Source organism: Lachnoclostridium phytofermentans ISDg (genome assembly GCF_000018685.1).
In the GTDB taxonomy this organism is placed as follows: domain Bacteria; phylum Bacillota; class Clostridia; order Lachnospirales; family Lachnospiraceae; genus Lachnoclostridium; species Lachnoclostridium phytofermentans.
Window position 1 is genome coordinate 602,645 of the sequence record NC_010001.1, and the last position, 16,924, is coordinate 619,568.

17 protein-coding genes are annotated in these 16,924 nt (G+C 35.3%); all 17 read left to right on the forward strand.

What is annotated here, in order from left to right; translation table 11 throughout:
- Positions 1 to 119 precede the first annotated feature (119 nt).
- Positions 120 to 1,523: a DUF342 domain-containing protein gene (locus CPHY_RS02610; RefSeq protein ID WP_012198504.1), complete on the forward strand. Its 1,404-nt coding sequence runs from the start codon at positions 120 to 122 to the stop codon at positions 1,521 to 1,523.
- A gap of 469 nt (positions 1,524 to 1,992) precedes the next feature.
- Positions 1,993 to 2,187, forward strand: coding sequence for a hypothetical protein (locus tag CPHY_RS21570; protein WP_157668643.1), 195 nt, complete (start codon positions 1,993 to 1,995; stop codon positions 2,185 to 2,187).
- Positions 2,188 to 2,277: 90 nt separating this feature from the next.
- A complete protein-coding gene (locus CPHY_RS02615; protein ID WP_012198506.1) occupies positions 2,278 to 3,687 on the forward strand; it encodes a tetratricopeptide repeat protein in 1,410 nt (469 codons plus the stop codon).
- A 157-nt stretch (positions 3,688 to 3,844) separates the two neighbouring features.
- Complete coding sequence (gene spoIIAA, locus CPHY_RS02620; RefSeq protein ID WP_041703116.1) at positions 3,845 to 4,207, forward strand: anti-sigma F factor antagonist; 363 nt, start codon at positions 3,845 to 3,847, stop codon at positions 4,205 to 4,207.
- Positions 4,208 to 4,301: 94 nt separating this feature from the next.
- Positions 4,302 to 4,730: an anti-sigma F factor gene (gene spoIIAB / locus CPHY_RS02625; RefSeq protein ID WP_041703863.1), complete on the forward strand. Its 429-nt coding sequence runs from the start codon at positions 4,302 to 4,304 to the stop codon at positions 4,728 to 4,730.
- A 14-nt stretch (positions 4,731 to 4,744) separates the two neighbouring features.
- Positions 4,745 to 5,482, forward strand: a complete 738-nt coding sequence (sigF, locus tag CPHY_RS02630; RefSeq protein ID WP_041703118.1) for an RNA polymerase sporulation sigma factor SigF — start codon at positions 4,745 to 4,747, stop codon at positions 5,480 to 5,482.
- A gap of 367 nt (positions 5,483 to 5,849) precedes the next feature.
- A complete protein-coding gene (locus tag CPHY_RS21575; protein WP_157668644.1) occupies positions 5,850 to 6,008 on the forward strand; it encodes a hypothetical protein in 159 nt (52 codons plus the stop codon).
- Positions 5,995 to 6,498 carry a stage V sporulation protein AC gene (gene spoVAC, locus CPHY_RS02635; protein WP_012198510.1) on the forward strand — a complete coding sequence of 168 codons (504 nt, stop codon included), beginning with the start codon at positions 5,995 to 5,997 and terminating at the stop codon, positions 6,496 to 6,498. The genes CPHY_RS21575 and spoVAC overlap by 14 nt, the downstream gene beginning before the upstream one ends.
- Before the next feature lie 68 nt (positions 6,499 to 6,566).
- Entirely contained in the window at positions 6,567 to 7,634 is a 1,068-nt protein-coding gene (gene spoVAD, locus CPHY_RS02640; RefSeq protein ID WP_012198511.1) for a stage V sporulation protein AD, read from the forward strand.
- A 12-nt stretch (positions 7,635 to 7,646) separates the two neighbouring features.
- Positions 7,647 to 8,003: a stage V sporulation protein AE gene (gene spoVAE / locus CPHY_RS02645; protein ID WP_012198512.1), complete on the forward strand. Its 357-nt coding sequence runs from the start codon at positions 7,647 to 7,649 to the stop codon at positions 8,001 to 8,003.
- Positions 8,004 to 8,470: 467 nt separating this feature from the next.
- Positions 8,471 to 8,968, forward strand: coding sequence for a hypothetical protein (locus CPHY_RS02650; RefSeq protein ID WP_049762281.1), 498 nt, complete (start codon positions 8,471 to 8,473; stop codon positions 8,966 to 8,968).
- Positions 8,969 to 9,431: 463 nt separating this feature from the next.
- The gene (locus CPHY_RS02655) at positions 9,432 to 9,767 is read left to right on the forward strand and encodes a cupin domain-containing protein (RefSeq protein WP_012198514.1); all 336 of its coding nucleotides are present in this window, start codon (positions 9,432 to 9,434) and stop codon (positions 9,765 to 9,767) included.
- 36 nt (positions 9,768 to 9,803) lie between these two features.
- Positions 9,804 to 10,811 (forward strand): LacI family DNA-binding transcriptional regulator, encoded by a 1,008-nt coding sequence (locus CPHY_RS02660; RefSeq protein ID WP_012198515.1) that lies wholly within the window; start codon positions 9,804 to 9,806, stop codon positions 10,809 to 10,811.
- A 12-nt stretch (positions 10,812 to 10,823) separates the two neighbouring features.
- Positions 10,824 to 11,804 (forward strand): ABC transporter permease, encoded by a 981-nt coding sequence (locus CPHY_RS02665; RefSeq protein WP_012198516.1) that lies wholly within the window; start codon positions 10,824 to 10,826, stop codon positions 11,802 to 11,804.
- A gap of 11 nt (positions 11,805 to 11,815) precedes the next feature.
- Positions 11,816 to 12,709 (forward strand): carbohydrate ABC transporter permease, encoded by an 894-nt coding sequence (locus CPHY_RS02670; protein WP_012198517.1) that lies wholly within the window; start codon positions 11,816 to 11,818, stop codon positions 12,707 to 12,709.
- A gap of 73 nt (positions 12,710 to 12,782) precedes the next feature.
- The gene (locus tag CPHY_RS02675; RefSeq protein WP_012198518.1) at positions 12,783 to 14,459 is read left to right on the forward strand and encodes an extracellular solute-binding protein; all 1,677 of its coding nucleotides are present in this window, start codon (positions 12,783 to 12,785) and stop codon (positions 14,457 to 14,459) included.
- Between the two features lie 163 nt (positions 14,460 to 14,622).
- Positions 14,623 to 16,908: a heparinase II/III domain-containing protein gene (locus CPHY_RS02680; RefSeq protein WP_012198519.1), complete on the forward strand. Its 2,286-nt coding sequence runs from the start codon at positions 14,623 to 14,625 to the stop codon at positions 16,906 to 16,908.
- The last annotated feature ends 16 nt before the right edge of the window (positions 16,909 to 16,924 follow it).

The window sequence follows — 16,924 nt, forward strand, 5'->3', positions numbered from 1 at the left end:
CGGTAAAATAGAAATTAGGCATCAGAGTTTTACGAAACATTCGTAAAAACTCTGATGCTTTTTTCTATCTTTACCGATATTCATATTGTATTTTATGAAAGTACTTGGGGGTGCTATTCATGAGTGATTGGTCAAGACCAACCAAAGAATTAATGTACAAGAAGACAAAAGTGGATCTTCGCTATGATAAAATGGAAGCATATATTACTCTTTATGCTCCAGTAGGTAAAGATCGATACACGAAAGAGATGATTTATGAAATACTTCGATTCCATCATGTTATATATGGAATCGACGAAGAAGTAGTTAACAAGCTTTGCGAGAAACCTTGCTATGGGAAAGAGATACTAATAGCAAAGGGAAAGGAGGAAGTTGACGGAAAGGACGGTTATTTTGTCTATTTTTTTGATACCAGAGTTGATACAAAACCAAGAATCCTAGAAGATGGTTCAGTGGATTATTTTGCTATGACCAGAATTGTTACTGTTTCTCAGGGAGAAATTATAGTAAGATATCATAAAGCTATTCAAGGAAGCAATGGTATTGATGTATGCGGAAGCATTCGGTATGGGAATATAGGTAGAGATCTTCCGCCGTTAAAAGGAAAAGGATTTAAATTATCAGATGATCGCCTTATTTATACAGCACTTATTACGGGCAAAATTGAAGTTTCAGAAGGCCGAATCACAATAAGTAATGTACTGGAGATTAAAGAAAATATTGATTATCTACAAGGAGATATTTATTTTAAAGGAGATCTGATGATATACGGTGATATATCTTCAGGTAAAGTAGTGGAATCAGAAGGAAGTATTGTGGTTCGAGGACATGTAGAAGGTGCAACCATTCGAGCAGGTAAAAATGTTATCTTAGAAAATGGGATGCAAGGAGCTGGGAAAGGTAGTATAACTTGCGGAGGCTCTATCTCTGGTAAATTCTTTGAACAAGTAGAGATGAAGGCAAAAGAAAATATTACAGCCAATACGATTATGAACTGCACTATGACTGCAGGCAATGAAATCATAGTAACAGGAAGAAGAGGAATATTGCTTGGAGGGAGTGCGTATGCAGGAAGAAAAATAACTGCATCAATTATTGGAAATCATACTCACATTAATACAGAATTAGTTGTTGGAGTACGTAGGTCTTTTCATAGAAAATTCGCATATCTTGAAAGAAAAATCAGTGAGTTAAAAGAGCGTCTTTCACAGGTAGAGGCTGCAATTGCCATGATAAATGAACGAGAACTTCCGGATGTCATTAGTCCATTACGAGATCAAAAGATGAGGTTATTAAGAACGAAGATTAATATTAATTCAGAGATAGCAGAGATGGTGGATGAGTGGAGTGACTTAATGGACTTTATAAAGAATAGTAAAAGTGCCAAAATTATTGTCAACAAGATGATTTATCCAGGTTGTAAACTTGCTATTAATGGTTTATCCATGGGAATTAAACAGGAAATTGTTTCATCTTATTTCCTAAGAAATGGTGACGATATCGATATGATTCCTTTCATATAATACGATTGCTGTAATATTTTGCGATGAAAATAGATTGCATTCATGGACAAGTATACTATAATAAAGAAAAAGTGGGAAAATTCTTTTATTTTCACATTTGAAACATGTCTGCTTCGTAGTCTGGATATTTACGCTTGCTTAGTAGTTGGAATATTTATGTCTGCTTAGTAGTTGGAATATTTATGTTTGCTTATAGTTGGAATATTTATGTTTGCTTAGTAGTTGGAATATTTACGTTTACTTAGTACTTGGATTATTCATGTTTTCTTAGTAGGCTCGAAGTTTGTGCCGAGGATTACGCAGGCACAAACTTTTATGTGAAAGAACGTTGTTATTTCACATTTTCCCCAATGCATTCTACATCTGTAAACAGATGTAATGCTGCTATAAATAAAAAGTGTGAAAATAGCTTTTTATTTTTATACTAACACTTGATTTTTCGCGTTCTTGTCTGTATGATAGTACTATAATGCAGAAATTGTATGCATTAGATGAAAGTCAATGTTCTATTGAAAAGAGGTATCCTATGATTAATTTTGATGAAGAAATAGCAAAATTTCAGCCGAGTCTTGAAGTAGATCAAGCGGAAGAGGCAATTTTTAATAATGACTTAACGGATATCACAGACATGATAGAATCTATTCTAAATGAGAAAAAAGGATAGAGGATTTTATACGAACGTGACAGAAAGTCATTAGCTGGACGAGCAAGAAGAGTTGCTGCCAGGAAACAAGCGGACCATGGGGGGAATACGATGAATTGTCCAAAGTGCGGCAATGTGGTCGCAGTTCGAAGAAACAGATGTGAATTTTGCGGGAAAGATTTAACGATCGTAAGAAAAACTGACCGATTATCCAATACTTATTATAATCGTGGTTTAGAAAAAGCAAAGGTTAGAGACTTGACCGGAGCTATAATCATGTTAAAGAAAAGCTTGGAGATGAATAAGAGAAATACCAATGCTAGAAATCTCCTCGGACTTGTGTTCTTTGAGATGGGAGAAACAGTAGCCGCATTAAGTGAATGGGTTATTAGTAAACATTTCCAGGCAAAAGACAACGATGCCGATGTCTATATTGGTGCAGTGCAGGCGAATCCAACGAAATTGGATTCGATGAATCAAGCTATAAAAAAGTATAATATTGCATTAGATTCCGCAAAGCAAGGTAGCGATGATCTGGCAATTATTCAACTAAAAAAAGTTATCAATTTAAATCCGCACTTTATTCGTGCACTTCAATTATTAGCATTGATTTATATGAAGAATAATGAATTTGAACGTGCAAGAAGGTGCTTAGTTAAAGCAAATAAGATAGATTTAGCGAATACTACTACATTACGTTACTTAAGCGAGTTAAATCAGTTGGTAAGCGGTGGAGAAACTACCTCTACACCATATTGGAGTGATGGAGAAGTAAATCCAGATCCGCTAGGTAAACCATTATCTCCAATTTCATCTTATAGGGAAGAAAAGCCGAATGTATGGCTCTTTATTAATCTTATCTTAGGTGTTGTTATTGGTGTTTCTGTACTCTTTTTCTTAATTGTTCCAACTGTAAAGAAAAATGCGCAGAGTGAATATTTGCAAAAACAACGTGATTTTGATAGCGATCTTTTAGTATATCGTACCAAACTTACTTCTAGTGAAAAAGAAGTGGAAGATTTAAAAGCAAAACTTGCAGACAAGCAGAAGGAATTAGATAATATTGATATTCCAGAATACGATAAAACAATGTACGATAGTATTTTAAGTGCAGTATATCGTTATATGGAATTAGAATCAACCAATAGTTTAACACCGGAAAATACGATGGAAGTTGCTGATTTATTATCGAAAGTGGATCCTTCTAAGATGGAAAATCAAGATGCCGTTAAATTATTTGAAATGGTAAAGGAAAAGGTATCTCCGATTGCAGCTAAAGAAGCATATCAGCAAGGGAGAGCGGCATTTGAAAAGAAAGATTATGAAAAAGCATTAACATTGTTAACGCAGGCTTATTCTTTTGGTGATCCAGATGACAATACACTATATTATTTAGGTAAGACGGAACAAGAGTTAGGTCAGTACGAGGAAGCAAAAGCGTATTATAACCAGATGCTAGAAAGTTTTCCAAATTCTTCGCTGGCTAAGTATGCAAAGCAACGTGTAAATGATTTAGAATAAGAAAGAAACGATTGGCAACTGATTATTTGGTTGCATACAGATAAAAGATTTAAAAAGACATTTCGGAACGGAGTGTCTTTTTTTCTGAGTACGAGATGTAAAAAAATTACAAATATGGAAAGGAACGATTTTATGTATGAACTCTAAGGACGAATTTATGTGGTTGGATTATCAAAAAGTAGGTTGTGCAGATTTTGAAATTCGGAAGTCTACGCTCATTATTCATATGAAGGAGGATTTAGATCACCATAGTGCCATTTTTATCAGGGAGCAAGCGGACAAGCTGATTGAACAAAAAAATGTGAAAAATGTTATATTTGATTTTAATAAAGTATCCTTTATGGACAGTTCTGGCATTGGTGTGATTATGGGACGCTATAAGAAATTGCTTCATGTTGGGGGCGGTACCCTTGCTGTAATTGGGGTTTCTGACCGAATTGACCGAATTTTAAGACTCTCTGGTTTATATAAGATTATGAACCGTTACCAGGATATGCAGGAAGCATTAAATTGTATGTAATTTTCCGATGTCGCAAGCATTGTGATAATACTTATGGAGGTGTAAATAAATGGAACAAAACTTACAGAATAAGGAAATGAGGGATATCATAGAGATGGAATGTGACAATGAGATGGTGTTAGAATTTGATGCTCTTTCAAAAAATGAAAGCTTCGCTCGTACTGTTGTTGCAGCTTTTGCAGCTCAGTTAAACCCGACAATAGAAGAGCTTGCAGATATTAAAACTGCGGTGTCTGAGGCAGTTACTAATTGTATTATCCATGGTTATGATAACAAAAAAGGAAAGATTAAACTTTACTGTGCGATAACGGGCATTGAATTAGTGATAGAAGTTTCAGATTATGGCGTTGGTATAGAAAATATACCCCTTGCCATGGAGCCTATGTTTACTTCTCGTCCAGAATTAGAACGCTCCGGCATGGGATTTTCCTTTATGGATGCCTTTATGGACGAGCTAACTGTGAATTCTACGGTTTCAATTGGGACAACAGTCCGTATGAAAAAAAGAATCAGTACTACATAAAATCTTTTGCCGTTATGGTAGAAGGGAGGTCATTTGTGGACACACTGGATTTAATACGTTTGTCTAAACAGGGAGATAAAGTAGCGAGAGACCGTGTAGTAACTGAAAATGTTGGATTGGTTTGGAGCATCGTCCGTAGGTTTATGGGACGAGGTCATGAAGCGGAAGATTTATTTCAAATTGGAAGCATTGGGCTTATGAAGGCAATTGATAAATTTGATTTAAGTTATGATGTAAAATTTTCAACCTATGCGGTTCCTATGATAACAGGAGAGATAAAGAGATTTCTTCGAGATGACGGTATGATAAAAGTAAGCAGATCTCTAAAAGAAACTGCCGGGAAGATACGACTAATGAGGGAAACCTTGGAGTCAAAGAATGGTAGGGAACCAACCATTGAGGAAATCGGAGAGGCCTTAGAGCTAGCAAAGGAAGAAGTAGTTATGGCTCTTGAATCAGGTGCTGAGGTAGAGTCACTCTATAAGACAATTTATCAAGGAGATGGCAATGCAATTTTCTTAATTGATAAAATAGAACAAACCGATGATGCAAGCGATGAAATGATTGATCATATGGCATTAAGAGAAGTGATGGATTCTCTTGATGAAAAAGAAAAGGATATCATTCGCTTACGTTATTTTAAAGACAAGACTCAAACCGAAATTGCAAAACAGTTAGGAATTTCTCAAGTACAGGTATCTAGGTTGGAGAGAAAAATATTAAGAACAATGAGAGAACGTATGCTAGGATAGGTGGAAAAGTTTGCTTACTATCTGTGTTTGGTATATCTTTGTGATATTTAAAGAAACTATATTTAAAAACAAAATATAGTTAAGTGATTGAAAGACATATTTTTTCAGTTTTAAATCAATTTTAAGAAGTGTTCGCTAGATACTTTTTAAAAGCTTTCAGAAGTAACTATTTACCAGCATATTATTAATAGAAAATGAAATAATAGTAACAGTTCACTTGGAAAAAGGAGGCTGTTGCAAATCGTGATTGGAATACAATAGAACTTAAAATTTGTTCTGTTGTGATACCTTTTAGAGCGGTTTGCAACAGCCTATTTTCTTGAACAATGTAAAAATTCGCTTAGACATCTGGTTAGGAGGAATAGCAATGAAAGCGAAAAAAATATGTGTTATGTCACTAATCGTACTTGCGGTAGTAATCGTTGTTGGGTGTGTATGCTATTATACCAAGAATACAAAGCAGGTATTTGAAGGGACATTTATCTGCATAGACAAATTGATTGGAGGTCTTTATGGCAAACGATAAGAATAAGGTTTCAGCATCCCAGGTTGCGAATGAAAAAGATCAGCAAGAACGTGACAAACTTTATAATCAGTATGTGAAACAGGTGACTCCAAAGCATAGTTGGTTTACTAATATGTGCAAAGCATTTGTATCTGGCGGTATTATCTGTGCGATTGGTCAGGGGTTTATTAATTTTTATTCTTCTTATGGAGCTGAAAAGGAATTAGCAGGTGCTTATACAACGATGTCATTGGTCTTGTTATCCATCATTTTTACAGGGTTTAACTGGTACCAAAAGATCGCTAAATTTGCTGGTGCAGGTATTTTAGTACCGATTACTGGATTTGCAAATTCAGTAGCTGCCCCAGCCATCGAATTTAAGAAAGAGGGACAGGTGTTTGGTATAGGATGTAAGATATTTACAATAGCAGGTCCTGTGATTCTTTATGGTATATTCTCTTCCTGGCTATTAGGGTTAGTATACTATATCTTTACAATGTTTCAGAAATAAAATGTTATACAATTTTATAGTGCTGGACTACGCCCACTATAAAAATGTATAGAAAGAAAGGACAGACTATGACTCAAACGACAGCCAAACAATCAAAGATGGTAGGGAAACAAAGCGTACAATTTTCAAATCCACCCGCTATTATTGGATGTGCCTCCGTTGCTGGACAAAAAGAGGGCGAGGGGCCATTGGGTGCATTTTTTGATGTAATAGAAGAAGATCCTATGTTTGGGCAAAAAACGTGGGAAGAAGCGGAGAGTAAGATGCTTGGAATGGCAGTAGATGTTGCAATTCACAATGCAGGACTAAAAAAATCAGACATACGTTACTTAGTTGGTGGAGACTTGTTGGGACAGTTAATTGCTACCAGCTTTGGTATTGAGAACTTTGAAATACCACTTATAGGTGTTTATGGTGCATGTTCCACTATGGGAGAATCAATTGTGGTTGCCTCAATGATTATTGATGGTGGATTTGCTGACAGAACTCTAGCAATCACATCAAGCCATTTTGCTGGGGCTGAAAAACAATTCCGATTTCCTCTCGCCTATGGTAATCAAAGGCCTAAGGCAGCATCTTGGACAGTAACAGGAAGCGGTGCTGTTATATTAGGTCATGAACCGGAAAAAGATAGTGAATTTGCAAAACAATTTTCTCCGGTAATGATAAAAGTGAAGGGTATTACAATTGGTAAAATTGTTGATTATGGAATAAAAGACTCTTTAAATATGGGTGCTTGCATGGCACCAGCAGCATGTGAAACGATTGCGCAAAATTTAAAGGATTTTAGTATTCAGCCAGACTACTATGATCGTATTATAACCGGTGATCTAGGTATGATTGGTAAGGATATTCTAATCGATTTACTAAAGGAAAAGGGATATGACATAAGTAGCAATCATATGGATTGTGGTATTGAAATCTTTGATTCTGAGGCTCAGGATACTCATGCCGGTGGTAGTGGTTGTGGTTGTAGTGCAATTACTTTGACAGGATATATTTTGCAGAAGTTAAGAAAACGGGATTGGAATAGGGTCTTATTTGTACCAACTGGTGCACTTCTTTCTACGGTAAGCTATAACGAGGGACAGAGTGTTCCTGGAATCGCACATGCAGTGATGTTGGAATCTTGCTAGGAAGGAGTATACATGGATTATTTAATTTCATTTTTAGTCGGTGGTGCAATCTGTGCAATCGTACAAGTTGTGATGGACAATACCAAATTAATGCCTGGACGTATTATGGTTATACTTGTGTGTTTGGGTGCGCTCTTAGGAGCAATTGGAGTTTATCAACCTTTTGCAGAATGGGCGAAGGCAGGAGCCTCCGTACCTTTACTCGGATTTGGTAGCGTTTTATTTAAAGGTATTAAAGAAGGCGTTGATAAAGAAGGATTTATCGGATTATTCAAAGGAGGCTTTACTTCTTCCGCTGTTGGAATTTCATCAGCACTTATTTTTGGATATATTGCTTCGTTAATTTTTAATCCTAAGATGAAAGAATAAGAAAGAATAAGAATGATAAATCAATAATAAAACATCCTTTGTGAAATGAGTTACTTCTCGAAGGATGTTTTTATTAACAAAGAAATTTCTTGAATTACATATCAATAAAAAAATCTCTGCTAAAGATTCACAGGCAAATGCAAGTTAGTTATCATGTAAATACGGCGTATCTGTGTAGTGAGAGATTCAATTGTGGAACACTATGTTTTCAGCATATATATAAAAAAAGTCAGTTTTTAAACATTGTATCATCATGTAGTGAATTTACGAACACTCTAATATAAAATAATATATAAATTATAGTAAAAAATATGAATTTAAATTATAAGATTGAAAAAGTAGTTTTTATTGAAAACTCGTGCGTGTTTTATGCAATATATAGCTACACTCAACAAATTATGAAAGATGTTTCTAACTCCATGTGTACAAGAAAGGAGGAAATCAATTAGGCATATGGATAAATATTAATGAATCTGAAAGGAAAAGGAATAGGCATGCAGACTATCATTCGACAAATCAAAGGAAGAATTATATTAGATAATGCAAACCACTGTCATATCTATAATTGTGAAGTATATGATGTCGGAATGGAAGGGATTCATCTAAGAGATAATAGCTCCAGTAATATTGTTGATATGTGTACCATAACCGATACAGGAAAGGTTAACACTGGTTATAGTGGTGCAAACTATGCAGATAGCTTCATTGATGTCAAAGGGAATAATGCTATTATTCGTAACAATACCTGTAATCGCAATAATAATTCTAATATTGTTGATGCTTTTCAAGGCAGTGAACAATTATCTGGTTGGGGCAAAAATAATGACTTTTACAGTAATACGGTGAATTTGGATCAGTCGTCTGGTTATGTTTTAAAAATTACCGGAAATACCACTGCAAAAGCATCAAACAATACACGTATTCCAGCGGGGAATATGTATAGCGGGAATATTACACAGTATTAATGTCTTATAAAATATCCATTATAAGGTGACGTAGGAAATGTTGAAATCTAAAAAAATCGGATCCTTAGAATCTTGATAAATCAGGGATGGAAATAAGAAAGAATAGACTAAAAAATACCAAGAGGAAAGTAATAATTTATATGTTCCCTTGTGGTAGACAGCTAAAATAATAAAACTGTTTATCACAAGGTGGAGCATATTAATTACCTTCCTCTTGGCGTTTTTTTTGATTAGTTCTGAAAAATCCTTTGATTATATTTTTATTATGTTTAGTAAACCATCCAAAAAATCAATATAAAACAGTGTAATTATTAACAGATAACTGGGTTTAGTAAACCGATCAGAGTGAAAATAGTCAGATATTGAACAAGAAGTAATCAGATTGTGAATTATGCTATCTAAAATACTGTGATAAGATACGAATATAAGAAAAACGGTTTAGTAAACATAAGGAGAAATGAAGATGGCAGTATATAAAGAACTAGACAGCAAATATGAAGTATTGGTAGAAGGTAAATCCGGTAGAAGGATAAAAGGCTATGATGGCTCATTAATGATGGTTGAAGTTTATTTTGAGAACCACTATATTTCAGAAAAACACACACATGAACATGAACAAATGACCTATTGTTTGGAAGGAACATTTGAGTTTTACATAGGTGATAAGGTGGAAAGAATCAGTGCGGGTGATACAATTTATTTCCCTTCAAACATAGAACATCATTGTGCAGTAATAACGGAAACAGGAAGGTTATTAGATGTTTTCACTCCGATACGCAAAGATTTTATACAGGAATAACCAGCATAAGAGATGTCTTAGGAAAGAGGTTATCGAGTGGATCAAACAAAAATAACGATTACAAATGTAGCAGAATTTGCTGGGGTATCGAAATCATTGGTGTCTAGTTACTTAAACGGACGATTTGACAACATGTCGGAAGCAACAAGAAAACGAATTGAAGAAACAATTCAAAGTCTTGGTTATGAACCCAAGGAGCAGTATCGGAACTTTAAGAAAAGAGAAAGGGGAATTATAGGTCTGATACTACCTGATATCACGGATCCATTTTACTCCCTTTGTAGTAAGGCAATAGCGGATGGTGCACTGAATCATGATTATATGGTTTTGTTTGCAAACAGTGATAATAACGTCGGTGTAGAAAATACCTATCTTGATAAGTTTTCAGAATGTACTGACGGAATTATTATTGCTACAGTCGGTAGGAATGATCAGCAGATTATGCAATTAAAGGATAAAGTTCCTGTAGTGCTCTTAGATCGCCGAATGAAAGAAGGAATGTTTGACGGAGTTTCTTCAAATAATTACGAGTCTACCATGGACATGATGAAATACTTAATTAGTCTTGGTTATGAAGCTTTTGGTTTTTTCGTTGAAGAATTAGTAGAAGGCATGTCAAGAGTGATTCGTTACCAATCCTATATGGACTTTATAAAGGAGCATAATCTTTATGATGCATCTTTCATCTATAATGTAAATTTATACGATGAAATGACGATGATTAGCAACCTGATCGAGTTCAGAGAACAAACCAAAGGGAAAAAGGCTGTTATTATATGTGCGAATGGAAAGACATTGTTGCATGTCATCACTGGGGTAGATGCCTTAAAGATAAATGTACCAAATGATATCGGTATCTGTGGTTATGATGATTTTGAAGCAGCAGCACTCATTCACAGTGGAATTACTACGATAAATCAGCCAACATATGATATTGGTTATGCTTGTGTTAAACAATTGGTGAAACGTATCAATCAAAATGGGGATTACACACCAAAAGAAATCAATTTGCGCTCCAAATTGGTAATTCGGGGATCGGTATAGAAAGGAGAACAAATGAAAGATAAGAGGAAAAAAATTGCGACAAGGAAAACACCGTTTGCAAAAGGTTATATAAGAAGTATTAAGAAAGATTGGAGACTATGGTTATTAATTATTCCATTGCTACTATGGCTATATTTCTTTGCATATCGGCCAATGTATGGAATTTATATTGCATTTCTAAAGTATAGTCCGTTTAAAGGAATAGAAGGTAGCGCATTTATCGGTCTTGAGAACTTTAGAAATCTAATGTTTGGACCATCCAGTGAATACTTCTGGAGAGCTTTTAAAAATACAATCCTGATTAGTACCTATGGATTGGCGTTCTCATTTCCTATGCCGATTATTTTCGCGCTTTTATTACATGAAGTTAAAAGCAATAAAAGTCGTAAGTTAGTGCAAACAATAACCTATGCACCGCATTTTATATCAGAAGTTATTGTCTGTAGTTTAGTTCTCACAATGTTATCCTTAAATACAGGACTTTTTAACGTATTACTTGAGAAACTCTTTGCGCTGTTTGGACAGGAGTTTACCCCGATTCATTTTATGGCTAAATCGGAGTATTTCCGTAGTATTTATACTATTTCTGGAATTTGGAAGGAAGTTGGTTTTAGCTCAATTGTATTTTTCGCTGCCTTATGTGGAATTCCAAATGAGCTGTATGAAGCAGCCAAAGTAGATGGTGCTACCAGATTACGCCAGATATGGAGTATTAGTATTCCCGGTATCTTACCGACGATTGTTATTATGTTAATTATCCGTGTCGGCAATATCTTAAATGTTGGCTATGAAAAAGTATTACTCTTATATAATCCAGGTATTTATGACCGAGCAGATATCTTAAGTACCTACATTTATAGACTTGGTGTGCAAAATAATCCGAACTATGGTGTTTCTACTGCTGCCAGCTTGATTAATTCTTTAATCGGTTTTGCGATGGTAATCATGGCGAATAGGATAGCAAAGAAATTCTCTCAAACATCATTATGGTAGGAGGTAATCAAATGGAGCGAGTTAGAAAAAAGAAAATGAAACAATCACTAGGGGATAAAACATTTGATTTTGTTAAAAATTTCATCCTTATAGTACTGACAATTGCCTGTTTGTATCCGCTGATCTATGTATTTTCATGCTCGATTAGTTCAGGTTCCGCAGTAGACTCAGGAAAGGTCTTACTATTCCCAAAGGATATTAACTTTGAATCATATAAACAGGTGCTGACAGACAAACAATTCTGGGTCTCTTATGGAAATACGTTTTACTATACCATCTTTGGCTCCCTGTTTAGCATGCTTGTGAGTGCGCCAGCGGCATATGTCTTGTCAAAGAAGAGATTTCGAGCAAGAAAAGTGATTAATATATTACTATCTTTTACAATGTGGTTTTCACCTGGATTTATTCCATTATATTTAAATTATTCCGAACTTGGTGTTACCAACAATCGATTTATGATATTAATTTCTTTTGGTATTCAAGCATTTAATATTATACTTTTAAGAAATTATTTTGAGAGCATACCGGAGGAGATGGAAGAGTCTGCTAATGTGGATGGCTCAAATGATTTTATAACCTTTGTAAAGATATATCTACCGTTATCCAAAGCTTCCATGGCGACGGTTTGGATGTATTATGCAATGTCAAGATGGAATGGGTATTTCTGGTCTACTATCTTAATAAAGGATATGAAAAAAATTCCATTACAGGTTTATCTAAAACAAAAGATTATCGATCAATCTTTAGTATCTGAGTTTGCTAATACAATTGCTGGGCAGAAGTATTCTTATAATACGATTATATACGCCCTAGTGGCATGTTCCATTGTACCAGTATTGATTATATATCCATTCATTCAAAGATATTTCGTAAAAGGTGTCATGGTAGGAGGTGTAAAGGGTTAATGGCAGTGAGTATCTGTTTGATACTGCTTTGAATGAGAAGTGATATTAATATATTATAAAAGGAGAGGGAATTATGAGATTAAAAAAAGTAATGTGTGTAACATTAGCAGCGGCAATGTTAATGGGTAGTCTTGCCGGCTGTGCAAAAAAGGATAATAAAGTGGACAATCCATCCGTAACACAGCCTGCAACAGATGAGAATAATAAAGGCAGTGATGATAACAAAGAAAATACTGATGCTCCAGTGGCTAATGCAGAGCCAGTAGAATTAAAGATTCACTTTCACTCCAATAATAAATATACCTTATTAGATGAGAACGGAAAGTTATTACCAGTATTTGCTTTGGCTGGGGAGAAGACTAATTCTATCGTGGAAAGTACTGCAAATCCTGTAGCACAGAATTCAATCGAAGAATTTCAGTTACAGGCAGCTGAGAAATTTCCAGCAGATATCTACGGTGGAACCTCCTTACGATCTTCTATTACTTCTTATGCATACCAGGGAGCTTTTCTACCTTTAAATGACTTAATTGATCAGTATGCACCAAACCTCAAGAAGTTCCTTGATGAGAATCCAGATGTAAAAGCTGCTCATACTGCTGCAGACGGCAATATCTATATGTTAAATTATTGTCCGGATGGTGATGTTGCAAGAGTTTATTTTATTCGTACTGATTGGTTAGACAAATTAGGCCTTAGTATGCCAACAACATTCGAAGAGTTGGAAAATGTATTATATGCATTTAAAAACAACGATCCTAACGGAAATGGTTTGAAAGATGAAGTTCCGGTATTTAATGATAAATGGGAAGAATTAATACGATTAGCTAATCTTTGGGGTGCAAGAGTATATGGCTTTGATACTTTTACAGAGCGTGTTGTATTAGATTCTAATGATAAATTCTATCAAGCATGGACAGCACCTGAGTTTAAAGAGGCATTAATTGGATTAAATAAGTGGTACAAAGATGGAATTATTGATCAGGAAGCATTTACAAGAAAACAGAATACCGCACGTCAGACACTTTGGGCAAAAGAAAATACTGGCGGTATGACACATGAATTCTTTGCATCAACATCAGCATTTAACTATAATACAGAAGTATTGGCAGCAGTACCTGATTTTAAACTGGAAGCTTTCCTTCCTGTCAATAAGAATGGTGCAGGATTTGAAGAGCATCAAAGAGCGATAGCAAAACAAGATGGATGGGCAATTTCTGCAAGTACAAAGAATGCAGAAGCAGCAATTCGTTATATGGATTGGTTCTACTCAGAAGAAGGTAGAAGAGCGATTAACTTCGGTATTGAAGGTGAATCTTATACGATGGTAAACGGTGTTCCTACATTTACAGAAGATGTTTTAAAGCAAGGTAACGTAAATACTTACTTACAAAGTGCTTATGGTGCTCAGCTTCCAATTGGTTATAAGCAAAATTATGATTATGAAGATCAATGGGTAACCAAAGAGGGTAGAGATGCTAATGAGCTTTATTCTGCCAATAAAGCAAGTGTTTATACTGTACCAACTACTCCAGTTCTAAGCTTTACAGAAGAAGAAACAGCAATGTATGATCAATGTCTTACTGCTATAAATGAATACCAAAATGAGATGGTAACTGCATTTATTACTGGAAAGACTGATATCGAATCTAACTGGGATGCATATATAGCAAAATGTAAGGAATTAGGAGTAGATACTTTAGTAGAACTATATGAAACAGCTTATGCAAGATATAAAGCAATCAAATAGTAGAGTAGAGAAGTAAAAAATTAATATCGGGTAGTTTAAAACTATTTTGAAAGGAGATGCTGCAAAATTACTATGCAAATAGATTTTTGCGGCATCTTATACTATACCGGGAAATATGAACTGGAAGAAAATCCCTAATGACAGTGCAGAAATGAGGTAACGTATGACAAAATTAATCGAGCCCAAAAGTTCAATCTTAACAATAGGATATCATCCGGAGAATGAAAAAATTCTGGAAAATCCACCTAGATTTACGTGGATGCCAGAGAGTGAAAAGGACATTTTATATCGAATCCAGGTATCAAAAAATGATACGTTTGATCCGGATTCCACATTGACTATACATCATATCCCATATAATTTTTATACATTAGACAAAGAGCTTGAACCCGGTGATTATTACTGGAGATATACCATAGATCAAGAGGAGTGTTCTTATAGTAAGGTCCGTAAGTTATCAATATCGGATGGTTTAGTAGTTACACCACTTGTCAGTAGAGAAAAAAGATATGATAACGTGGATATGTCGCACCCACGTATCTGGCTAAATAAAGAGAAAATAGACATGTTTCGCGAGGAATTAGAGAAAAATCCTAATTATTGTGGATTCCAGATTTTTCTTGAAAGGTCAGTATTAATACATGTAAATTCAGAATTTGTGGCAGAGCCTCCTTTTTATCCAGGAAATATTAGAGTGGTAGAGTTATGGAGAAAGAATTATCAAGAATGCCAGAGAGGGTTAGAGTACATAAGATCCTTAAGTGTTGCGGGTGTATTGCTTGAAAATAGTGAATATATTGAGAAAGCAAAACTTGCTTTGCTTAAACTGGCCTCGTGGGATACCAATGGTTCTACAGCAAGAGATTATAATGATGAATGTTCATTTCGTGTTGCCTATGCCTTAGCTTTTGGTTACGACTGGCTGTATTCCTTCTTAACAAAACAGGAAAGGAGTATCATTCTTGAATCTTTGAGTGTACGAACCAGGCAAGTGGCAACTCACATCATCAAAGATTCCAGAATTCATCTTTCCCTTTATGACAGCCATGCGGTTCGATCGCTTTCTTCTGTACTGACTCCATGCTGTATAGCAATGCTTGGAGAATCTGCAGAAGCTAAGGAATGGCTTGATTATACCATTGAATACTTTAACACCATTTATACGCCATGGGGAGGCGAAGATGGCGGTTGGGCAGAAGGCGGACTTTACTGGACGACCGGAATGGCGTTTGTTTCAGAAGCACTAAATACAATTAAGAGCTTTTTAAACATTGATATCTATAAACGTCCGTTTTTCCAAAAAACTGGAGATTTTCCGCTTTATTGTATGCCTGTCGATACTTATCGTGCAAGTTTTTGTGATCAATCAAATCTGGGAAAATATCCCGGACATAAGACTGCCTATAATATCAGACAATTTGCAGGGGTGACTGGGAATCAAAATTACCAATGGTATTATGAGCAGGTACTAGAGAGGGAAAAGGAAATAGATCAGGACTTTTTTAATAAGGGATGGTGGGATTTTTATTTTGATGATATGGTATATCGCCATGACTACAAAGACACAACACTGAAAGAGGAAAAACTGGAACGAGTAAAATGGTTCAAAGATATCGGATGGGTAGCAATCAATAAAGATATGAAAGACCCAAAGGAACATATCTTTTTATTAACTAAGAGCAGTCCTTACGGTTCTGTCAGCCATAGTCATGGAGATCAGAATTCCTTTGTGCTATTCGCTTATGGAGAACCGCTAATTATTAAAAGCGGATACTACATTGGTTTTAATACGACGATGCACCGAAATTTTCGAAGACAGACACTTTCTCATAACTCTATTCTCATTAACGGCAAAGGTCAGTATGCCGGGATGGATAAGGCAAAACAACTTAGCGCAAAGGGGCATATTTGCGAAGTCAAAGAAAGTGACAACTTAGTTTATATCAAAGAAGATGCAACGGCGGCATACCAGCTGACAGCACCTGAGCTAACAAAATACACAAGAGAAATTTATTTTGTGGACGATTCTTACTTTATTCTTGTTGACACAGTAGAGTCAGAAGATAAATCGGATGTAGAATGGCTGCTTCATAGCCTAAGTAAATTTCAAATCGAGGAAGAAACAATCGAAGTAAATGGAAAGATGGCAGGAATGACAGCAAAAATCGTATATTGTTCCAGCAATATTGAATCGATAACTCAAAGCGATATTTTTACCGAAGTCGATGAAAAGGAAACGGATGGGCTTGACAACCAATGGCATCTGACTATGAAAACAGGGAAAGCAAAGAAACATATTATTGTATCAGTAATTGTCCCATATAAGATGGAGCAGAAAAAATTAGTAAATAGCGTAAGAGATGATCAGGGAATGGATATTTATTTATATTTTAGTTATGAAGGTAAGACATTTTCCCTATGTATTGATGGCACTAAGCGGAATGAGTAAGAACATGAAGGAGTAG

What these genes read in the sequence shown, in the direction of transcription:
- CPHY_RS02610 (WP_012198504.1), top strand. Translation starts at nt 120, where the DNA reads ATGAGTGATTGGTCAAGACCAACCAAAGAATTAATGTACAAGAAGACA.
- CPHY_RS21570 (WP_157668643.1), top strand. Translation starts at nt 1,993, where the DNA reads ATGCAGAAATTGTATGCATTAGATGAAAGTCAATGTTCTATTGAAAAG.
- CPHY_RS02615 (WP_012198506.1), top strand. Translation starts at nt 2,278, where the DNA reads ATGAATTGTCCAAAGTGCGGCAATGTGGTCGCAGTTCGAAGAAACAGA.
- spoIIAA (WP_041703116.1), top strand. Translation starts at nt 3,845, where the DNA reads ATGTGGTTGGATTATCAAAAAGTAGGTTGTGCAGATTTTGAAATTCGG.
- spoIIAB (WP_041703863.1), top strand. Translation starts at nt 4,302, where the DNA reads ATGGAATGTGACAATGAGATGGTGTTAGAATTTGATGCTCTTTCAAAA.
- sigF (WP_041703118.1), top strand. Translation starts at nt 4,745, where the DNA reads ATGGTAGAAGGGAGGTCATTTGTGGACACACTGGATTTAATACGTTTG.
- CPHY_RS21575 (WP_157668644.1), top strand. Translation starts at nt 5,850, where the DNA reads ATGAAAGCGAAAAAAATATGTGTTATGTCACTAATCGTACTTGCGGTA.
- spoVAC (WP_012198510.1), top strand. Translation starts at nt 5,995, where the DNA reads ATGGCAAACGATAAGAATAAGGTTTCAGCATCCCAGGTTGCGAATGAA.
- spoVAD (WP_012198511.1), top strand. Translation starts at nt 6,567, where the DNA reads ATGACTCAAACGACAGCCAAACAATCAAAGATGGTAGGGAAACAAAGC.
- spoVAE (WP_012198512.1), top strand. Translation starts at nt 7,647, where the DNA reads ATGGATTATTTAATTTCATTTTTAGTCGGTGGTGCAATCTGTGCAATC.
- CPHY_RS02650 (WP_049762281.1), top strand. Translation starts at nt 8,471, where the DNA reads ATGAATCTGAAAGGAAAAGGAATAGGCATGCAGACTATCATTCGACAA.
- CPHY_RS02655 (WP_012198514.1), top strand. Translation starts at nt 9,432, where the DNA reads ATGGCAGTATATAAAGAACTAGACAGCAAATATGAAGTATTGGTAGAA.
- CPHY_RS02665 (WP_012198516.1), top strand. Translation starts at nt 10,824, where the DNA reads ATGAAAGATAAGAGGAAAAAAATTGCGACAAGGAAAACACCGTTTGCA.
- CPHY_RS02670 (WP_012198517.1), top strand. Translation starts at nt 11,816, where the DNA reads ATGGAGCGAGTTAGAAAAAAGAAAATGAAACAATCACTAGGGGATAAA.
- CPHY_RS02675 (WP_012198518.1), top strand. Translation starts at nt 12,783, where the DNA reads ATGAGATTAAAAAAAGTAATGTGTGTAACATTAGCAGCGGCAATGTTA.
- CPHY_RS02680 (WP_012198519.1), top strand. Translation starts at nt 14,623, where the DNA reads ATGACAAAATTAATCGAGCCCAAAAGTTCAATCTTAACAATAGGATAT.